Source organism: Allobosea sp. CCNWLY174 (genome assembly GCF_037120455.1).
Classification (GTDB): Bacteria; Pseudomonadota; Alphaproteobacteria; order Rhizobiales; family Beijerinckiaceae; genus Allobosea; species Allobosea lupini.
In genome coordinates, this window is sequence record NZ_JBBBBQ010000002.1 from 74,617 (window position 1) to 91,300 (window position 16,684).

Annotated in this window: 14 protein-coding genes and 1 riboswitch; of the genes, 7 read left to right on the forward strand and 7 right to left on the reverse strand. The window is 66.6% G+C overall.

Annotation, left to right across the window (positions count from 1 at the left end; all coding sequences use genetic code 11):
* Positions 1-62 precede the first annotated feature (62 nt).
* A riboswitch (FMN riboswitch) is annotated at positions 63-207 on the reverse strand.
* Positions 208-628: 421 nt separating this feature from the next.
* Together V7S63_RS07145 and V7S63_RS07150 are read left to right on the forward strand one after the other, a co-directional pair.
* The gene (locus V7S63_RS07145; protein WP_336529713.1) at positions 629-1,615 is read left to right on the forward strand and encodes a GlxA family transcriptional regulator; all 987 of its coding nucleotides are present in this window, start codon (positions 629-631) and stop codon (positions 1,613-1,615) included.
* Between the two features lie 67 nt (positions 1,616-1,682).
* Positions 1,683-3,524 carry a putative bifunctional diguanylate cyclase/phosphodiesterase gene (locus V7S63_RS07150; protein ID WP_336529714.1) on the forward strand — a complete coding sequence of 614 codons (1,842 nt, stop codon included), beginning with the start codon at positions 1,683-1,685 and terminating at the stop codon, positions 3,522-3,524.
* Between the two features lie 80 nt (positions 3,525-3,604).
* Here V7S63_RS07150 and pncB read toward each other — a convergent pair whose 3' ends face one another.
* The 4 genes from pncB to V7S63_RS07170 all read right to left on the reverse strand — a co-directional run bounded on the left by pncB (position 3,605) and on the right by V7S63_RS07170 (position 8,267).
* A complete protein-coding gene (pncB, locus tag V7S63_RS07155; protein ID WP_091836430.1) occupies positions 3,605-4,909 on the reverse strand; it encodes a nicotinate phosphoribosyltransferase in 1,305 nt (434 codons plus the stop codon).
* Between the two features lie 74 nt (positions 4,910-4,983).
* Positions 4,984-6,423, reverse strand: coding sequence for a pyruvate kinase (gene pyk / locus V7S63_RS07160; protein WP_091836428.1), 1,440 nt, complete (start codon positions 6,421-6,423; stop codon positions 4,984-4,986).
* A gap of 90 nt (positions 6,424-6,513) precedes the next feature.
* Positions 6,514-6,951, reverse strand: a complete 438-nt coding sequence (locus tag V7S63_RS07165; RefSeq protein WP_208862298.1) for a DUF1036 domain-containing protein — start codon at positions 6,949-6,951, stop codon at positions 6,514-6,516.
* Positions 6,948-8,267, reverse strand: coding sequence for a glycerate kinase type-2 family protein (locus V7S63_RS07170; RefSeq protein ID WP_442896430.1), 1,320 nt, complete (start codon positions 8,265-8,267; stop codon positions 6,948-6,950). Before V7S63_RS07170 ends, V7S63_RS07165 begins: the two co-directional genes overlap by 4 nt.
* 111 nt (positions 8,268-8,378) lie before the next feature.
* Between V7S63_RS07170 and V7S63_RS07175 the strand changes: the two genes are divergently transcribed.
* Both V7S63_RS07175 and V7S63_RS07180 read left to right on the forward strand, forming a co-directional pair.
* Positions 8,379-9,164: an N-formylglutamate amidohydrolase gene (locus tag V7S63_RS07175; RefSeq protein ID WP_336529715.1), complete on the forward strand. Its 786-nt coding sequence runs from the start codon at positions 8,379-8,381 to the stop codon at positions 9,162-9,164.
* 79 nt (positions 9,165-9,243) lie between these two features.
* Positions 9,244-9,486 carry a DUF2312 domain-containing protein gene (locus V7S63_RS07180; RefSeq protein ID WP_091836424.1) on the forward strand — a complete coding sequence of 81 codons (243 nt, stop codon included), beginning with the start codon at positions 9,244-9,246 and terminating at the stop codon, positions 9,484-9,486.
* Positions 9,487-9,666: 180 nt separating this feature from the next.
* Here V7S63_RS07180 and pcaQ read toward each other — a convergent pair whose 3' ends face one another.
* Positions 9,667-10,617: a pca operon transcription factor PcaQ gene (gene pcaQ / locus V7S63_RS07185; RefSeq protein WP_244543871.1), complete on the reverse strand. Its 951-nt coding sequence runs from the start codon at positions 10,615-10,617 to the stop codon at positions 9,667-9,669.
* Positions 10,618-10,788: 171 nt separating this feature from the next.
* On the opposite strand from pcaQ, the gene pcaF reads away from it, so the two are divergent.
* From pcaF to V7S63_RS07200, 3 genes are read left to right on the forward strand one after another with little or no spacing between them, the layout of a single operon-like run.
* Positions 10,789-11,997: a 3-oxoadipyl-CoA thiolase gene (pcaF, locus tag V7S63_RS07190; protein WP_336529716.1), complete on the forward strand. Its 1,209-nt coding sequence runs from the start codon at positions 10,789-10,791 to the stop codon at positions 11,995-11,997.
* A 45-nt stretch (positions 11,998-12,042) separates the two neighbouring features.
* Complete coding sequence (locus tag V7S63_RS07195) at positions 12,043-12,753, forward strand: CoA transferase subunit A (protein WP_336529717.1); 711 nt, start codon at positions 12,043-12,045, stop codon at positions 12,751-12,753.
* Entirely contained in the window at positions 12,753-13,415 is a 663-nt protein-coding gene (locus V7S63_RS07200) for a 3-oxoacid CoA-transferase subunit B (RefSeq protein WP_336529718.1), read from the forward strand. Before V7S63_RS07195 ends, V7S63_RS07200 begins: the two co-directional genes overlap by 1 nt.
* 109 nt (positions 13,416-13,524) lie before the next feature.
* On the opposite strand, the gene V7S63_RS07205 is transcribed toward V7S63_RS07200, so the two are convergent.
* Positions 13,525-14,958 (reverse strand): NAD(P)(+) transhydrogenase (Re/Si-specific) subunit beta, encoded by a 1,434-nt coding sequence (locus tag V7S63_RS07205; protein ID WP_091836415.1) that lies wholly within the window; start codon positions 14,956-14,958, stop codon positions 13,525-13,527.
* A gap of 10 nt (positions 14,959-14,968) precedes the next feature.
* The gene (locus V7S63_RS07210; RefSeq protein WP_336529719.1) at positions 14,969-16,543 is read right to left on the reverse strand and encodes a Re/Si-specific NAD(P)(+) transhydrogenase subunit alpha; all 1,575 of its coding nucleotides are present in this window, start codon (positions 16,541-16,543) and stop codon (positions 14,969-14,971) included.
* Between the last annotated feature and the right edge of the window lie 141 nt (positions 16,544-16,684).

Here is a 16,684-nt window from a genome sequence, read left to right on the forward strand (position 1 = left end):
CGACAGACACGTCACCCAAGGCGATCACGGCCGCGCGCCGCGCCGGTGGAGCGCGGACGACGGCACGTTCTCTTTCTTCCGGACTGTGACCGTCGGCTCAGGCATCGCACCTGATCTGCTGACCCTTCCTCGCGAAAGGCGCTCGCGGGCTCACGGCCGGGGCCGCATACCGCCGGTGGGGAATTTCGCCCCGCCCTGAGAACACTTCGACGATATCCGACTTGCGCAGCGCGGCAAGGAACAGCCGCCATGCGCTGGAAGCGGGAGTGTTTCTGCATCGCTGCGGCTCCGGCTTGCCGGGCGATCAAGCTCCGCACCGAATTGACGCTGTCCCCGGTCGGCTATGTCGAGCAGAGGCGTTCGGGCCCTCTGCCGTACCCTTCAGAGCATGTGCAGGATTGACGGCGAGCGCTTAGGATCGCGGCATATGGAATCGTGCGAGGTGGTGATCGGGAGGCGGCGCCGGGGCGGCAGGACGACGAGCAGGTTCCAGCCTAAGGTGCTGCCCCAGCGGAGCGCCTGATTGTCGCGGGCAGATGCGCCTGGCCGGCGATGGCGGCCGCTCTCACAGGCTGGTGCGGGCTGACCTTCCTGCAGCGTATGCACTCGCCGCCCGAGGAATATCCACATGCGGATCACTATCTTCGTTCCCTCCAACGTCCACTCGCTGGAACTCGCTGGCCTGATGGACGTATTCGCCGAAGCCAATGCGCGCGCAGCCGAGGCGTTCTACAAGGTCGGCATCGTCGCCGAAGAGGACGGACCGATCCGGTGCGGCTCGGGACTCAGGGTCCTGCCGGACTCAGATTACCTCAGGAGCCCGAAGGATCCCGATACGCTTCTCATGGCCGGCAGCGTCGGCGTTCCCAGTGCCCCGGGCAGGGACGTGATCGACTGGCTGGCCCGGACGGCTCCGCAGACACGGCGCTACGGCTCGGTCTGCACGGGGGCGTTCCTGCTTGGTGACGCCGGGCTCCTCGGCGGCCGCCACGTGGCGACGCACTGGCAATATGCGCCGCTCCTGGCCGAGCGATTTCCGGACGCGAAGGTGGACGGTGATCGCGTCTTCGTCCGAGATGGCGCGATGGTCACCTCCGCCGGGTCGAGCGCGGCGATCGATCTCGGCCTTTCGCTGGTCGAGGAGGATCTGGGCCGCGACGTGGCGCTTTATGTCGCCCGTCGCCTGGTCGTGTTCCTGAAGCGGCCGGGGGACCAGTCTCAGTTCAGCATGCATCTGGCGGCCCAGGCCATCGACCGCAGCCGCCTCAACAAGGTCCAGCAATATATCCTGAGCCATCCGGATGCCGACCTTTCCGTCAACACTCTGGCGAGTATCGCGGCGATGAGTCCGCGCAACTTCACGCGGGTCTTCACGCAGGAGGTGGGCATCGCGCCGTCCGAATATGTCGATCTCACGCGGATCGATGTCGCGCGCTTTCTGCTGGAAGCCAGCCGCCTGCCGATCGAGTCGGTCGCGGTGAAAAGCGGCTTCGGCTCCGCGCGGGCGATGCGCCGCGCCTTTCTCGCTCATATCGGAGCGATGCCCTCAGACTACCGCGAACGATTCCGGACGTCCGGAAACGGGTCGAGACCCACTATGGCCGAAATCGGCTGACGGTTGTCCCGAAACGACCGCGCCCCCGGATTGCCCGGCGACAGGCAACCGCGCCATTGCTCGGGTCATGAAAGACTTCAAGGAAGCGGAGCTCCCGAAGTTCATGAAGCTCGTGCTGAAGCCGCTCGGCAATTGCGTGAACTCCGGCTCGGACTCCCTGCTCCGCTCGATCCTGCCGACGCTGGTCGAGGAATTCTCCGATGGTGTGGCTATCGGCCGGATTTCTGAAGGAAGCGGGCCGCTGATCTACGTGAACACGGCCTTTGAACGGCTGACGGGCTATGCGCGGCACGAGACGCTCGGGAAAGATTGTCGCTACCTGCAAGGCAATGAGCGGGAGCAGCCGGAAGTCGCCCGTATAGCAGCGGCCATCAGGGCGGCCGAACCGGTCGACGTCACCTTGCGCAACTACCGGAAGGACGGGTCGGCCTTTTGGAACAGCCTCAGCCTCCGACCATTCACGATCGGCGACGAACTGCTCTATCTTGCCATTCTTCGCGACGTGTCGGCGACGCGCCAGACAGAGATCGCCCTCGATCGCGCCGCTAATCTCGACGTTGCAACAGGATGTCTCAACCGACAGGCCTTTATCGTCGCTGCGGAAAGGCGTTTCGCGACACGCGCCGGCCCGGTCATGATCGTAAAGCTCGACGTGATCGGCTTCCACGACATCAACGCCGGGTACGGCTTCGATGTCGGGGACGCGCTGCTGATGGAAACGGGTCGCCGACTGCGCGAGACCGGCGCTGCTCTCGTCGCCCGCATCGGAGCAAATGAGTTCGCCCTGGCCTTCGAACCGGCGCATGAAGCCAGCGGGCCGCCGATCGTCGCCGAGGTGTGCGCCGCGCTCGCCCCGGACTTCGTCGTTCCCGGAGCAAATGTTTCGCTGCGCTTTGCCGTTGGCTATGCGCTCGGTCAGCCCAATGGCAACGCGATCTCCCTTATCCGCAATGCCGGGGCGGCGCTGCGTGCAGCGAAATCGGCTCCGCTGAGCGGCCCCCGCCAGTTTCAGAGCGAAGATGAGGATGAAGCGCGCAACCGGGTCCAGCTGACCCGCGAGTTAAGGGCTGCTCTCGCAAACGACCAGTTCTTCCATCATTTCCAGCCCCAGATCGACTTGGTGACGGGCGAGTGGGTCGGCGCTGAGGCGCTGATGCGATGGAACCACCCCCTGTTCGGCGTCCTGCCGCCGGGGCGATTCATCGAGGCGGCAGAGCGGATCGGCCTCCTCCTCGATCTCGGCGAGCGCGGTCTTGCCGCCGTCGCCGCCTTTGCACGCAAGATCAACAAATACAGGGAAAGGCCGCTGCGCTTCTCGGTCAACGTGTCCGCCACGGAATTTCTGCACCGCGACATGGCGGAGATCGTGGACCGGGTGATCCGAAAGGCCGGCGTCGAGCCGGCCTGGCTGACGCTCGAGATCACCGAAAGCATGTTTCTCAACGACTCGCCCGGCGTGCTGGCGGCGATGCACCAGCTGCGGGACCTTGGCGTCGGCCTCTCCGTCGATGACTTCGGGACCGGTTATTCGAACCTGCGTCTGCTCGAGGTATTTCCGGTCACGGAGATCAAGATCGACCGAAGCTTCGTCGCCGAACTGGCTGCCAGTCATTCGAAGATGGTCATCGTCCGGGCCATCATCGATCTCGGTCGCGCCCTCGGTACCGCCGTCGTGGCGGAGGGGGTGGAAACCGAGGCCCAGCGGGCGCTGCTGGCCGGCATGGGATGTCCGATCGGCCAAGGCTATTTGTTCAGTCCTCCCGAGGACAGCGAAAGTTTCGCAGCAAAGCTGCGCCTGGCATCCTCCGACGGAGAGATGAATCGGGCAACGAAGGACGACCGCTTTCGCGCCAAGACGCCGTTCGGCTTCCTGTTGCCTGTGCAGCTTCCACGCGACGCCGATCGCTGACGCCGACTTCTAGGGCCGACCACGAGGCCCTGACGGACCACGATCGCCGACGCGAGCCAGCCGCCGATGAGAGCCAGCGGCTAAACCCTCACAGCCTTCGCCTTCCGATCCGCCCCACCGAACACCCGCAGATACCGCGCGATCTCGGCGGGGTCGCCGGTCGCCTTGTTCGGGTTGTCGGAGAGCTTCACCGCCGGGCGGCCATTGGCGCTGACGACCTTGCAGACCAGCGAGATCGGGTCGAGATCGGGCGTGCCGACCGGCGAGCAGCCGACGAAGTCGTTGGTCAGGTTGGTGCCCCAGCCGAAGCCGGTGCGGACCCGGCCGTGGAAATGCCGGTAGGCCTCCTCGATCGAGTCGATGTCCATGCCGTCGGAGAAGATCAGCAGCTTGCTCCTGGGATCGCGCCCCTGCGACTTCCACCAGGCGATGATCTGCTCGCCGGCCTCGATCGGCGGGGCGCTGTCGGGACGAAAGCCCGTCCAGTCGGCGAGCCAGGATGGGGCATCGTCGAGGAAGGCGGTGGTGCCGAAGGCGTCGGGCAGCACGATCAGGAGGTTGCCGCCATAGACCTGGCGCCATTCGTCGAGCACGCGATAGGGCGCGCGCTTCAGCTCCTCGTCGCTGTCGGCGAGCGCCGCCAGCACCATCGGCAATTCATGGGCGTTGGTGCCGATCGCCTCGAGATCGTTCTCCATGGCGAGCAGGACATTGGAGGTGCCGGTGAAGGTCGGGCCCAAGCCCTCCTTCAGCGCCTCGACGCACCAGCGCTGCCAGAGATGGCCGTGGCGGCGGCGCGTGCCGAAATCGGAGATGCGCAGGTCCGGCAGCTTCTTCAGCCGCTCGACCTTGTCCCAGAGCTTCGACTTGGCGCGGGCATAGAGCACGTCGAGCGCAAAGCGATCCCAGGTCTTGAGCGCCTGGCGCGAGCGCAGTTCGTTGACGATGGCGAGCGCCGGGATCTCCCACATCATCGAGTGGGTCCAGGGGCCGGCGAAGGTCAGCTCGTACTGGCCGTCGACCTTGCGCAGCTCGTAGTCCGGCAGGCGGAACTCGGCGAGCCAGGCGATGAAGTCCGGCGTGAACATCTGGGTCTTGCCATAGAAGCTGTTGCCGGCGAGCCAGATCAGCTCCTTCTTGGTGAAGCGCAATTCGCGGGCATGGTCGAGCTGAGCGCGCAGCTCGGCTTCCTCGATCACGTCGGCGAGACGGATCTGTTTGGATCGGTTGATCAGGCCGAAGGTGACCTGCACCTCCGGGTGGAAGCTCCTGATCATCTGCAGCATCAGCAGCTTGTAGAAGTCGGTGTCGAGCAGGCTGCGGATGATCGGGTCGAGCCGCCAGCTGTGATTATAGGTCCGGGTGGCGATGTCGGTGAGGGCCATGGGCGTCGCTGGCTCGCAGAGGCTGACCGCTCAAGCAGTAGAGCAGGGGCGGGCGCAGGGGAATGCCGAGCAGATCACGCCTGCTCGACATGCTCCTTCGCGACGAAGGCGATGCGAACCATGTTGGTCGCGCCCGGCGTGCCGAACGGAACGCCGGCGACGACGATGAGCCGGTCGCCCTCGGCGGCAAAACGCTCGCGTACCGCGAACTTGCAGGCGCGGAAGGCCATGTCGTCGATGTCGCTGGCGTCCTTGGTCACCACGGAGTGGACGCCCCAGACAAGCGTCAGGCGGCGCGCCGTGGCGGCGTTCGGCGTCAGCGCGACGACAGTCGAGTTCGGCCGCTCCCGGGCAATTCGGAGGGCGGTCGAGCCCGAGGAGGTCCAGGCGGCGATCGCCTTGAGATGCAGCGCGTCGGCGATCTCGTGCGCGGCCTTGGCGATGGCGTCGGCGCCGGTCGCCTCCGGCTCGGCCTTCTGCGATTCGAGGATCGAGCGGTAGATCGACTCGCTCTCCACCTCCTCGGCGATGCGGTTCATCATCGCGACCGCCTCGATCGGGTACTGGCCGGCGGCGCTCTCGGCCGAGAGCATGACGGCGTCGGCGCCCTCGAATACCGCTGTCGCGACGTCGGAGACCTCGGCGCGGGTCGGGACCGGCGCGGTGATCATGCTCTCCAGCATCTGGGTCGCGACCACGACCGGCTTGCCCATGCGGCGCGCCATGCGGGTGATGCGCTTCTGGGTACCCGGCACCTTCTCAATCGGCATCTCGACGCCGAGATCGCCGCGCGCCACCATGATCGCGTCGGAGGCCTCGATGATCTCCTGAAGCCGGAGCACGGCCTGCGGCTTCTCGATCTTGGCAAGCGCCAGCGCCCGGCCCCGGACGATCTTGCGCAGGTCCGCCATGTCCTCCGGCCGCTGCACGAAGGAGAGCGCGATCCAGTCGACACCGGCCTCGGCCGCGGCCTCGGCGTCCGAGCGATCCTTGTCGGTCATGGCAGAGACCGGGATCGTGGTGTCGGGCAGGCTGACGCCCTTGCGCGAGGAGAGGCGGCCGCCGACGACGACCTTGGTCACGGCCTGCTTGGGCGAAGCCTTCTCGACGACGAGGCGGATCTTGCCGTCGTCGAGGATGAGGTGATGGCCGGGCTCCAGCGCCGAGAGGATCTCGGGATGCGGCAGGTGCACGCGCTTGGCTGTGCCGGGTGCCGTGTCGGCGTCGAGGATGAAGCGGGCATCCTTCTCCAGCATGACGCCGCCATCACCGCCGAACTGGCCGACGCGCAGCTTTGGCCCCTGCAGGTCGGCGAGGATGCCGACCGGGCGGCGGAATTCTTTCTCCAACCCTCGCAGCATTGCGATCCTTGCCGGCAGGTCCTCGCGCTGGGTGTGGCTCATATTGATGCGGAAGACGTCGACGCCGGCCTTGAACAGGGCAGCGCACATCTCCGAGGTGGACGAGGCCGGCCCCAGCGTGGCGATGATCTTGATCCGCCGTTCCCGCCTCATCGCGTCATTTCCCCTTTAAAAGCCTTCTGGGCCGCTTTCGGCAGCCCTCGCCGATTCAACCGATTAGGGCAAGCGATTTGCTGCGCCGCATCAGGGGCGCGGCGCCGCGCCTGCCGTGTCGGTGAGCTGGATCGTCCAGCCCTTCTGCTCGCCGGTGTCGACCTCGAAGAAGCCGGAGCGCTCATAGCCGCGCGCCAGGCAGTCCTCGATGCCGCGGATGGTGAATTCCTTGTTGCGCGTGCACATGACGGATTTGCCGGTCCATTCGCCGCCTTTGTCGTAGTCGACGGCGTGGACATAGTAGAAACGCGCCGCCAGCGTGCCGCGCAGCAGGGTCTCGCAGGCGCGCGGCGCCAGATTCCACCAGCCTTCGGTGATCCAGCCTTGCGCATCGCGATAGCCGAGGGCGATGCCGACGCGGCTGCCCGTCGTGTTGCACATGCGCAGATCGGCCAGCGCCGGGCTGGCGCCGGCCAGGAGCAGCCCTCCGGCCAGCAAAATCGAATGGAGACGTGCGCCTTTGCTCATGAATCGCTTCTTGGATCGATCAGTATCACGCGGCAATCGTTGACGTTGGTCAGGGTCGGGCCGGTCTGCAACAGGTCGCCGAGAGCCGAGAAGAAACCGGTCGAGTCGTTCTGGGCCAGCGATTGGGCGGGAAAGAGGCCGAGGCTGCGGGCGCGCGCCAGCGTCGTCTCGTCGATGACCGCTCCGGCCGGGTCGGTCGCTTCGCCGCCGCCGCCATCGGTGCCGTCGGTGTCGCCGGAGAGCGCGACGATGCCGGGCTCGCCGGCGAGCGCGATCGCCAGGGCGAGCGCGAATTCCTGGTTCGGCCCGCCACGGCCATTGCCGGCGATGGTGACGGTGAGCTCACCGCCCGAGATCAGCGCGGCGCGGCGGCCGGCGGCCTTGAGTTCCTTCGCACGGGCGGCCTGGGCGGCGGCGACGTCGCGCGCCTCGCCTTCGAGATCGGGGCCGAGATCGATCGGCTCGTAGCCGGCCTCGGCGGCGGCCTTGACGGCTGCGGCGATGGCGTCGGCCGGGCGGGCGACGATGCGGTATTCGCTGCCGGTAAAGGCGGGATCGCCGGGCTTGGGCGTCTCGCTGGCATCGTCGGCGAGCAGCGCCTGCGCCGCCGGCGGCAGCGTCAGCCCATAACGTGCGACGATGGCGCGGGCGTCGGCCATGCTGCTCGGATCAGGCACGGTCGGCCCGGAGGCGATCGCGGCAGGATCGTCATGCGGCACGTCGGAGACGGCGAGGGTGACCAGCTTGCCCGGCGCGGCGGCGAGCGCGAGCCGGCCACCCTTGATGCGCGAGAGACGCTTGCGGACGATGTTCATCTCGCCGATCGGTGCGCCCGAGCGCAGCAGTGCCTTGTTGACCGCCTGCTTCTCGGCGAGAGCGAGCTCGCCGGCGGGCGCGACCCAGTTGGCCGAGCCGCCGCCGGAGAGCAGCACCAGGACGAGATCATCGGCGGTGGCGGACGCAGCGAGTTCGAGCGCCCGCCTCGCGCTGGCGATGCTGCCCTCGTCGGGAACGGGGTGGCCGGCGGCCAGCATCGGGATGTGGCGGGTCTGAGCCTCGTAGCCATGGCGCGCCACGGCATGGCCGAGGAAGCGTTCGGGCGGCAGCTTCAGCGTGTCGAGATAATGCGCCTCCGCCAGTTGCGTCATGCTGCCGGCGGCCTTGCCGGCGGCGAGCAGGATCAGGCGGCCGCGCGGCGGCGGGGGTGGCAGATGCGCGGCGAGCCAGCTGCGCGGATGGGCTCTGTCCACGGCCGCGTCGAAGATCCGGCGGGCGATCCGATGCCGCTCCGCGATTGCGTCCTGCCGCTGCTCCAAGCCGCTTCCTCTTGCGAATCTGCTGTTGGCAATCGACTTTCGTCTCAGCCCCTTCTATGCCGCGTCGGCGTGGGCGTCACCCGCGATTTGATGATGTAGTCCGAGGTCATGATGCGTGCGGACGAGGGCTTGCAGGGCGGTGCTCCGGTGCGGCAACCCGGCGAGGTCGAGGTCATTCCCGGCGATCCGGCGACCGGCATGCTGTTGCTCTGCGACCATGCGACCAACGCGATACCGCCTGAGCTGAACCTGCTCGGCCTGCCGCCACAGCAGCTCGAACGCCATATCGCATACGATATCGGCGCGGCCGAGATGACGCGGGCGATGGCGCAGGCGCTCGGCGCGCCCGCCGTGCTCAGCAATTTCTCGCGCCTGCTTATCGACCCCAATCGCGGCCGCGATGATCCGACGCTGGTGATGCGGATTTCCGACGGCGCGATCGTCCCCGGCAATGCTCGGATCGACGACGCTGGGATCGCCGAACGGATCGCGCGCTACTACGCACCCTATGACGCGGCCATCGATGGCGCGATCGAGACGGCGCTTGCCGTCGGCCAGCCGCCGGCGGTCGTCTCGCTGCATTCCTTCACGCCGTTCTGGAAGGGCGTGCCGCGGCCCTGGCATGCAGGCGTGCTCTGGGACAGGGAAGGGCGCCTCGCGCAGGCGCTGATCGCGGCGCTGCAGGCGGAGGGCGACCTGATCGTCGGCGACAACGAGCCCTATAATGGCGGCCTGCCAGGCGACACGATCGACCGCCATGCCACGCGCCGGGGCCTCCTCGACGCGCTGATCGAGATCAGGCAGGACCTGATCGGCGAGCCGCATGCGGCCCGCGCGTGGGGTTTGAGGCTGGCGCGGCTTCTGCCGGGAGCGCTGGCTGCGGCACGAGAGATGTGAACACGGCGTCCTTCTTGCTTGACCTTGCCGCCCATCCTTGCGAACCCCTGCGGCCAATTTCCGAAGAAGGGTTTTGAGAATGGACGATCCGGTTGCAGGCGATCAACTCAAGAGCATCGTGCAGCGCATCGAGCGGCTCGAGGAAGAGAAGAAGACGATCGCCGACGACATCAAGGAGGTCTATGCCGAGGCCAAGGGCAACGGCTACGACGTCAAGGTGCTGCGCAAGGTGATCGCGCTGCGCAAGCGCGACCTCGACGAGCGCAAGGAGGAAGAGGCGATCCTCGACCTTTATCTGCAGGCGGTCGGCGAGAGCGCCTGAGGCTATCGTCAGGGCCAGGCACGCCGCCATCCCCGATGAAGCGAAGCGTAGATCCGGGACCGATCCCTGAGCCTTTCCGATTGAGGTTCCGGACTGGGTCCCGGGTCGGCCTCCGGTCGCCCGGTACGACAAGCGTTTGCGGCTGGAAGTTGCCCTCGAGATCGTTGCGGTCCTGGCTTTTCAGGTGCCTCCCGCGCGCCAGCCGGCGGCGATCTCCCGCAGCGCCGTGATGAAGATCTGGGCCGACAGGGACAGGACGGCGTCGGCGCGCGTCGTCAGGCCGACCGGCCCCAGCGTGTCTTCCGTATGGGCCGGCAAAAGGGCCAGTTGGCCGCTGGCGACGTCCTCGGCGACCACGCCCTCGGAAATGAACCAGATCGCATCGGTCTGCCGAAGATAGCCGCGGGCGAAGGCGTCCGAGACGGTCTCGATCACGCCCGAGCGCGGCTGGATCGAATTGGCGATCATATAACGTTCGACCGTCGAGCTGATCACCGATCCAGGCGGTGGCATCAGCAGCTGATAGTCCGCGATCGCGGCAAGGGCGAACGCTTCTGCCTGAAGCAGGGGATGTTCCGGCCGGACGACCAGCCCGATCCGCTCGGAATAGAGGTGCTCGAAGGTGAAGCCCGTCATCGTCTCCGGCGCGGCCATGCGGCCGATGACGAGATCGAGGTCGCCGAGCCGCAGCTGCGCCATGAGCACGTCGTTCGCCCCGGTCACGACCCGTGGTCTCAGGCGTTCATAGCGTCGCGTCACATGGGCGATGGCGGCCGGCAGGATCCTGGCCGAGGCCGTCGGCAGGGCCCCGACGGTGAAGGCATGCTCCGGCGACATCTCGTCGCCGCCAACCATGCGCATGCCCTGCTTCAGCGCCGTGACGCTGGCGCTGGCATAGCGCAGGAAGATTTCGCCGGCGCCGGTGAGCAGCATGGTCCGGCGATTGGGCTCGAACAGGGCGGCACCCAGGAGCTCTTCGAGCTCCTGCACGGTCTTGGAGATCGCGGGCTGGCTGACATGGAGCACCGATGCCGCCTTGACGACGCTCTTCAGCCGCGCGACCTCGATGAAGCAACGGAGATGGCGAAACTTGATGCGCCGATCCATTGTCGACAGGAGCGACTCGGCCATGGTTCGATAACCTCACGGTTATTATCGTGGGCAGTGATTTCATTTAACATAAGAGTTTGGCTGCTGCATATTCCGCCGCAAGCAAGCGTCGGCAGTCGGGGCGAAAGATAATTTGCATCCGCCGCATCCGGCGGCGCATGGAATTCGAGGAAACAGCAAGGGTCCTTCCGCATGAGCGAAGCCTTCATCTGCGCCTATGTCCGCACGCCGATCGGCCGTTTCGGCGGCTCCCTCTCGTCGGTGCGGGCGGACGATCTCGGCGCCGTGCCGCTGAAGGCCCTGATCGAGCGCAACCCAAGTGTCGATTTCGGCGCCGTCGACGACGTGATCTTCGGCTGCGCCAACCAGGCGGGCGAGGACAACCGCAATGTCGCGCGCATGTCGCTGCTGCTCGCCGGCCTGCCCAAGGAGGTGCCGGGCACGACGATGAACCGGCTCTGCGGCTCAGGGATGGATGCGGTCATCGCCGCAGCGCGCGCGATCAAGGCCGGCGAGGCCGAACTGATGATCGCCGGCGGCGTCGAGAGCATGTCGCGGGCGCCGTTCGTGATGCCCAAGGCCGACAGCGCCTTCTCGCGCCATGCCGAGATCCACGACACCACCATCGGCTGGCGCTTCGTCAATCCGCTGATGAAGGCACAGTACGGCATCGATTCCATGCCGGAGACCGGCGAGAACGTCGCGGCCGACTGCAAGATCAGCCGGGCCGACCAGGATGCCTTCGCCCTGCGCTCGCAGCTCAAGGCGGTCGCGGCCCAGCAGAATGGTCGTCTCGGCAAGGAAATCGTTCCGGTCGTCATCCCGCAGCGCAAGGGTGATCCAATCCGCGTCGAGAGCGACGAGCATCCGCGCGGCGACACCACGCTGGAGAAGCTCGCCAAGTTGCCGACCCCCTTCCGGAAGGAAGGCGGCACGGTCACCGCCGGCAACGCCTCGGGCGTCAACGATGGCGCGGCGGCGCTGATCGTCGCCTCGGAGAAGGCAGCGGCGAAGTATGGCCTGACCCCGCTGGCGCGCGTTCTTGGCGGTGCCACCGGCGGCGTCGCGCCGCGCGTGATGGGCCTTGGCCCGATCCCGGCGACGCGCAAGCTGTGCGAGCGACTGGGGATCAAGCCTGGTGATTTCGACATCGTCGAGCTCAACGAAGCCTTCGCCAGCCAGGGCATCGCCGTCTTGCGCGAGCTCGGCATCGCCGAGGACGGCGCCCATGTGAACCCGAATGGCGGGGCGATCGCGCTCGGCCATCCGCTTGGCATGTCGGGCGCCCGCATCGCCGGCACGGCCGCGCTGGAGCTGTCTCTGACCGGCAAGCGCCGCGCACTCGCCACCATGTGCATCGGTGTCGGCCAGGGCATCGCCATCGGACTCGAACGCGTCTGACGGCAACCCGCCAATGCGATCCAATGACAAAGGGAGTGAAACTGAATGACGCAGAAGGTCTATGACAGCCCCGCGGCGGCCCTCGACGGGCTGCTGTTCGACGGGATGACGATCATGTCCGGCGGCTTCGGCCTGTCGGGCAACCCGGAGAGCCTGATCCCGCAGATCCGCGATTCCGGCATGAAGAACCTCACCGTGATCTCGAACAATGCCGGCGCCGACGGCTTCGGCCTGTGGATGCTGCTGCAGACCCGGCAGATCAAGAAGATGATTGCGTCCTATGTCGGCGAGAACAAGCTGTTCGAGCAGCAATACCTCTCCGGCGAGCTCGAACTGGAGCTCAACCCGCAGGGCACGCTGGCAGAGCGCATCCGCGCCGGCGGCGCCGGCATCCCGGCCTTCTACACCCGTACCGGCGTCGGCACGGTCGTCGCCGAGGGCAAGCCGGTCGAGGAATTCGAGGGCCAGCTCTATGTACGCGAGACTTGGCTGCGGGCCGATCTTGCCATCGTCAAGGCCTGGAAGGCCGACACGGCCGGCAACCTCGTCTACCGGCGCACCGCGCGCAACTTCAACCCGAACATGGCGACCGCCGGCAAGGTGACGGTGGCCGAGGTCGAGGAGATCGTGCCGGTCGGTTCGCTCGATCCGGAAGCGATCCATACCCCCGGCATCTATGTCGACCGGTTGATCAAGAGCACGATCAACGAGAAGAAGATCGAGAAACTCACCGAGCGCAAGAGGGAGACCGCCTGATGGCCTGGACCCGTGAACAGGTGGCCGCCCGCGCCGCCAAGGAGCTGCAGGACGGCTTCTACGTCAATCTCGGCATCGGCATCCCGACGCTGGTGGCGAACTACATTCCTGCAGGTGTGGACGTCACGCTCCAGTCCGAGAACGGCCTGCTCGGCATCGGTCCCTTCCCCTATGAGGGCGAGGCCGATCCCGACCTGATCAATGCCGGCAAGCAGACGATCACGATCCTGCCGAGCTCGAGCTTCTTTTCCTCGGCCGATAGCTTCGCGATGATCCGCGGCGGCCATATCGACCTAACCATCCTCGGCGCCATGGAAGTGGCTGCCAATGGCGACATCGCCAACTGGACCATTCCCGGCAAGATGGTGAAGGGGATGGGCGGCGCGATGGACCTCGTCGCCGGCGTCAAGAAGGTCATCGTGGTGATGGATCACGCCAACAAGGCGGGCGAATCCAAGGTGCTGGAGCGCTGCTCGCTGCCGCTGACCGGCGCCGGCGTGGTCGACCTGATCATCACCGATCTCTGTGTCATGGCCTGCGACAAGGCCAAGGGTGGCGGGCTGACCCTGATCGAGCTCGCGCCCGACGTCACGCTCGACGAGGTCAAGGCCAAGACGGCTGCGCCGTTTACCGTAGCGCCGGAGTTGGCAAAGGCCGCCTGAACGGCACCTTCGCGCAAGAAGAAAGCCCGCCCGGCGATCGTGCCGGGCGGGCTTTTCTGTTTCTGCCGGGGCGCTCCCGAGTCTGCCACTCGGCGAACGGCCTGTGCGATCAGGCGATCTTGGGCAGCAATTCGTCGAGGCTCTTCTTGGCGTCGCCGTAGAACATCCGCGTGTTCTCCTTGTAGAAGAGCGGGTTCTCGATGCCGGAATAGCCCGTGCCCTGGCCGCGCTTGGAGACGAAGACCTGCTTCGCTTTCCAGACCTCCAGCACCGGCATGCCGGCGATCGGCGAGTTCGGGTCCTCCTGCGCCGCCGGATTGACGATGTCGTTCGAGCCGATGACGATCGCGACGTCGGTGTTCGGGAAGTCCTCGTTGATCTCGTCCATCTCCAGGACGATGTCATAGGGCACCTTCGCCTCGGCGAGCAGTACGTTCATATGGCCCGGCAGACGCCCGGCCACCGGGTGGATGGCGAAGCGCACCTCCTTGCCGGCGGCGCGCAGCTTGCGGGTCAGTTCCGACACCGATTGCTGCGCCTGCGCCACCGCCATGCCGTAGCCCGGCACGATGATGACGCTGTCGGCGTCGTTCAGCGCGGTGGCGACGCCGTCGACGTCGATCGCGATCTGCTCGCCCTCGATTGCCTGCGCCGGTCCGGTGGTGTTGCCGAAGCCGCCGAGGATGACCGAGATGAAGGAGCGGTTCATCGCCTTGCACATGATGTAGCTGAGGATCGCGCCTGACGAACCCACCAGCGCGCCGACCACGATCAGGAGATCGTTGCCGAGCGTGAAGCCGATCGCCGCCGCGGCCCAGCCGGAATAGCTGTTCAGCATCGAGACCACGACCGGCATGTCGGCGCCGCCGATGCCCATGATCAGGTGGTAGCCGATGAAGAAGGCGAGCAGCGTCATCAGGAAGAGGGCCCAGAAGCCGGCTCCCTGCACGTAGAGGATCAGCAGCAGCAGCGAGAGCGCAGCGGCGCCGGCGTTGAGCATGTGGCCACCGGGCAGCTTCTTGGCCTTGCCGTCGACCTTTCCGGCGAGCTTGCCGAAGGCGATGATCGAGCCGGTGAAGGTGACCGCGCCGATGAAGACGCCGAGGAAGACCTCGACCTTCAGGATGGAGATCTCGACCCCGGTCTTGTGCGCCAGCACGCCGGCAAAGCCGGTCAGCGCCTCGCGGGCCACCGCATCGAGCTTCATCACCGAGGCGAGCTCGATATGGGCGTTGAAGCCGATCAGCACGGCTGCGAGGCCGACGAAGGAGTGCAGAGCCGCGACCAGCTGCGGCATTTCCGTCATCTGCACCTTCATCGCCACCTGCCAGCCGATCGCCGCGGCGATGGCGAACATGACGATGACGAGCCAGAGCTTGCCGCTGCCCGGCCCGAAGACCGTGGCGATGACGGCGAGCGCCATCCCGACGATGCCGTACCAGACCGCGCGCTTGGCGCTTTCCTGGTTCGAGAGCCCGCCGAGAGAGAGGATGAACAGGATGGCGGCGGAGATGTAGGCCGCAGAAACGATACCGATGCTCACTGCGGCCCCCTCAGGACTTCTGGAACATGGCGAGCATCCGGCGCGTGACCAGGAAGCCGCCGACGATGTTGATGGAGGCGATCAGCACCGAGATCATCGCCAGGAAGGTGACGAGCCAGCTGGACGAGCCGATCTGCAGCAAGGCACCGAGCACGATGATGCCGGAGATCGCGTTGGTGACGGCCATCAGCGGCGTGTGCAGCGAATGCGACACGTTCCAGATCACCTGGAAGCCGACGAAGCAGGCGAGGGCGAAGACGATGAAGTGGCTCATGAAGCTCACCGGCGCATAGGCGCCGACGATCAGCATCAGCACGGTGCCGACGCCGAGCAGCATCAGCTGCGACTGGGTCTGCGCCTTGAAGGCGGCGGCTTCCTTGCCCCGCTTCTCCTCCGGGGTCAGCTCCTTGGCCTTCTCCTTAGGCTTCTGGGCCGCGATCGCGGCGACCTTGGGCGGCGGCGGCGGGAAGGTGATGGCGCCTTCGAAGGTCACCGTCGCGCCGCGGATGACGTCGTCCTCCATGTTGTGGACGGGCTTGCCGTCCTTGGCCGGCGTCAGGTCCGTCATCATGTGGCGGATGTTCGTGGCGTAGAGCGTCGAGGACTGCGCCGCCATCCGGCTCGGGAAGTCGGTGTAGCCGACGATCGTGACGCCGTTCGGCGTGACGATCTTCTCGTCTGGCTTGGTCAGTTCGCAATTGCCGCCACGCTCGGCGGCGAGATCGACGATGACCGAGCCGGGCTTCATCGCCTCGACCATGTCGGCGGTCCATAGCACCGGCGCATCGCGGCCGGGGATCAGCGCCGTGGTGATGACGATGTCGATCTGGGGAGCGAGCTCGCGGAACTTCTTGAGCTGGGCCTCCCTGAACTCGGGGCTGGAGGGCGCGGCATAGCCGCCGGTCGCGGCGCCGTCCTGCTGCTGCCCCTTGAAGTCGAGATAGACGAACTCAGCGCCCATCGATTCGATCTGCTCGGCGACTTCCGGGCGGACGTCGAAGGCATAGGTGATGGCGCCGAGGGAGGTCGCGGTGCCGATGGCGGCAAGACCCGCAACGCCCGCACCGACCACCAGCACCTTGGCCGGCGGCACCTTGCCGGCGGCCGTGATCTGGCCGGTGAAGAAGCGGCCGAAATTGTTGCCGGCCTCGATCACGGCGCGATAGCCGGCGATGTTGGCCATGGACGAGAGCGCGTCCATCTTCTGGGCGCGCGAGATGCGCGGCACCATGTCCATGGCGATGACGTTGGCATCCTTGCCCTTGCAGAACTCCAGCAGCTCCTTGTTCTGCGCCGGGTAGAAGAACGAGATCAGCGTCTTGCCGGCCTTCAGCCGCTCGGCTTCCGCGGTCTCGGGCGGGCGCACCTTGGCGATGATGTCGGCCTCGTCCCAGAGCGCCGCGGCGCTCTCGACCACCGTCACGCCGGCGGCCCGGTAGGCGTCATCGGTGAAGCCGGCGGCGAGACCCGCTCCGGTCTCGATGAGGCAGTCGTAGCCAAGCTTCTGCAGTTGCTGCGCGCTGTCGGGCGTCATGGCGACGCGCGCCTCACCCGCGAAGAGTTCCTTAGGCGAACCGATCTTCACTACGCTCCCCCTCCTGCTGTGAGCCCGGCCGTTCAGCCTAGCGAGCCACTGCGAAACCTGCAGCGCTTTCCCTATGGCATCCGACAGGAGCGGCGTCTTTGCAAGCGCCGAGGCGCGCGCCGGACCGATCGGGCCGGTGGG

Coding starts and splice junctions, on each gene's coding strand:
- V7S63_RS07145 (WP_336529713.1), top strand. CDS start 629: ATGCGGATCACTATCTTCGTTCCCTCCAACGTCCACTCGCTGGAACTC.
- V7S63_RS07150 (WP_336529714.1), top strand. CDS start 1,683: ATGAAAGACTTCAAGGAAGCGGAGCTCCCGAAGTTCATGAAGCTCGTG.
- pncB (WP_091836430.1), bottom strand. CDS start 4,909: ATGGCCCTCACCGACATCGCCACCCGGACCTATAATCACAGCTGGCGG.
- pyk (WP_091836428.1), bottom strand. CDS start 6,423: ATGAGGCGGGAACGGCGGATCAAGATCATCGCCACGCTGGGGCCGGCC.
- V7S63_RS07165 (WP_208862298.1), bottom strand. CDS start 6,951: ATGAGCAAAGGCGCACGTCTCCATTCGATTTTGCTGGCCGGAGGGCTG.
- V7S63_RS07175 (WP_336529715.1), top strand. CDS start 8,379: ATGCGTGCGGACGAGGGCTTGCAGGGCGGTGCTCCGGTGCGGCAACCC.
- V7S63_RS07180 (WP_091836424.1), top strand. CDS start 9,244: ATGGACGATCCGGTTGCAGGCGATCAACTCAAGAGCATCGTGCAGCGC.
- pcaQ (WP_244543871.1), bottom strand. CDS start 10,617: ATGGCCGAGTCGCTCCTGTCGACAATGGATCGGCGCATCAAGTTTCGC.
- pcaF (WP_336529716.1), top strand. CDS start 10,789: ATGAGCGAAGCCTTCATCTGCGCCTATGTCCGCACGCCGATCGGCCGT.
- V7S63_RS07195 (WP_336529717.1), top strand. CDS start 12,043: ATGACGCAGAAGGTCTATGACAGCCCCGCGGCGGCCCTCGACGGGCTG.
- V7S63_RS07200 (WP_336529718.1), top strand. CDS start 12,753: ATGGCCTGGACCCGTGAACAGGTGGCCGCCCGCGCCGCCAAGGAGCTG.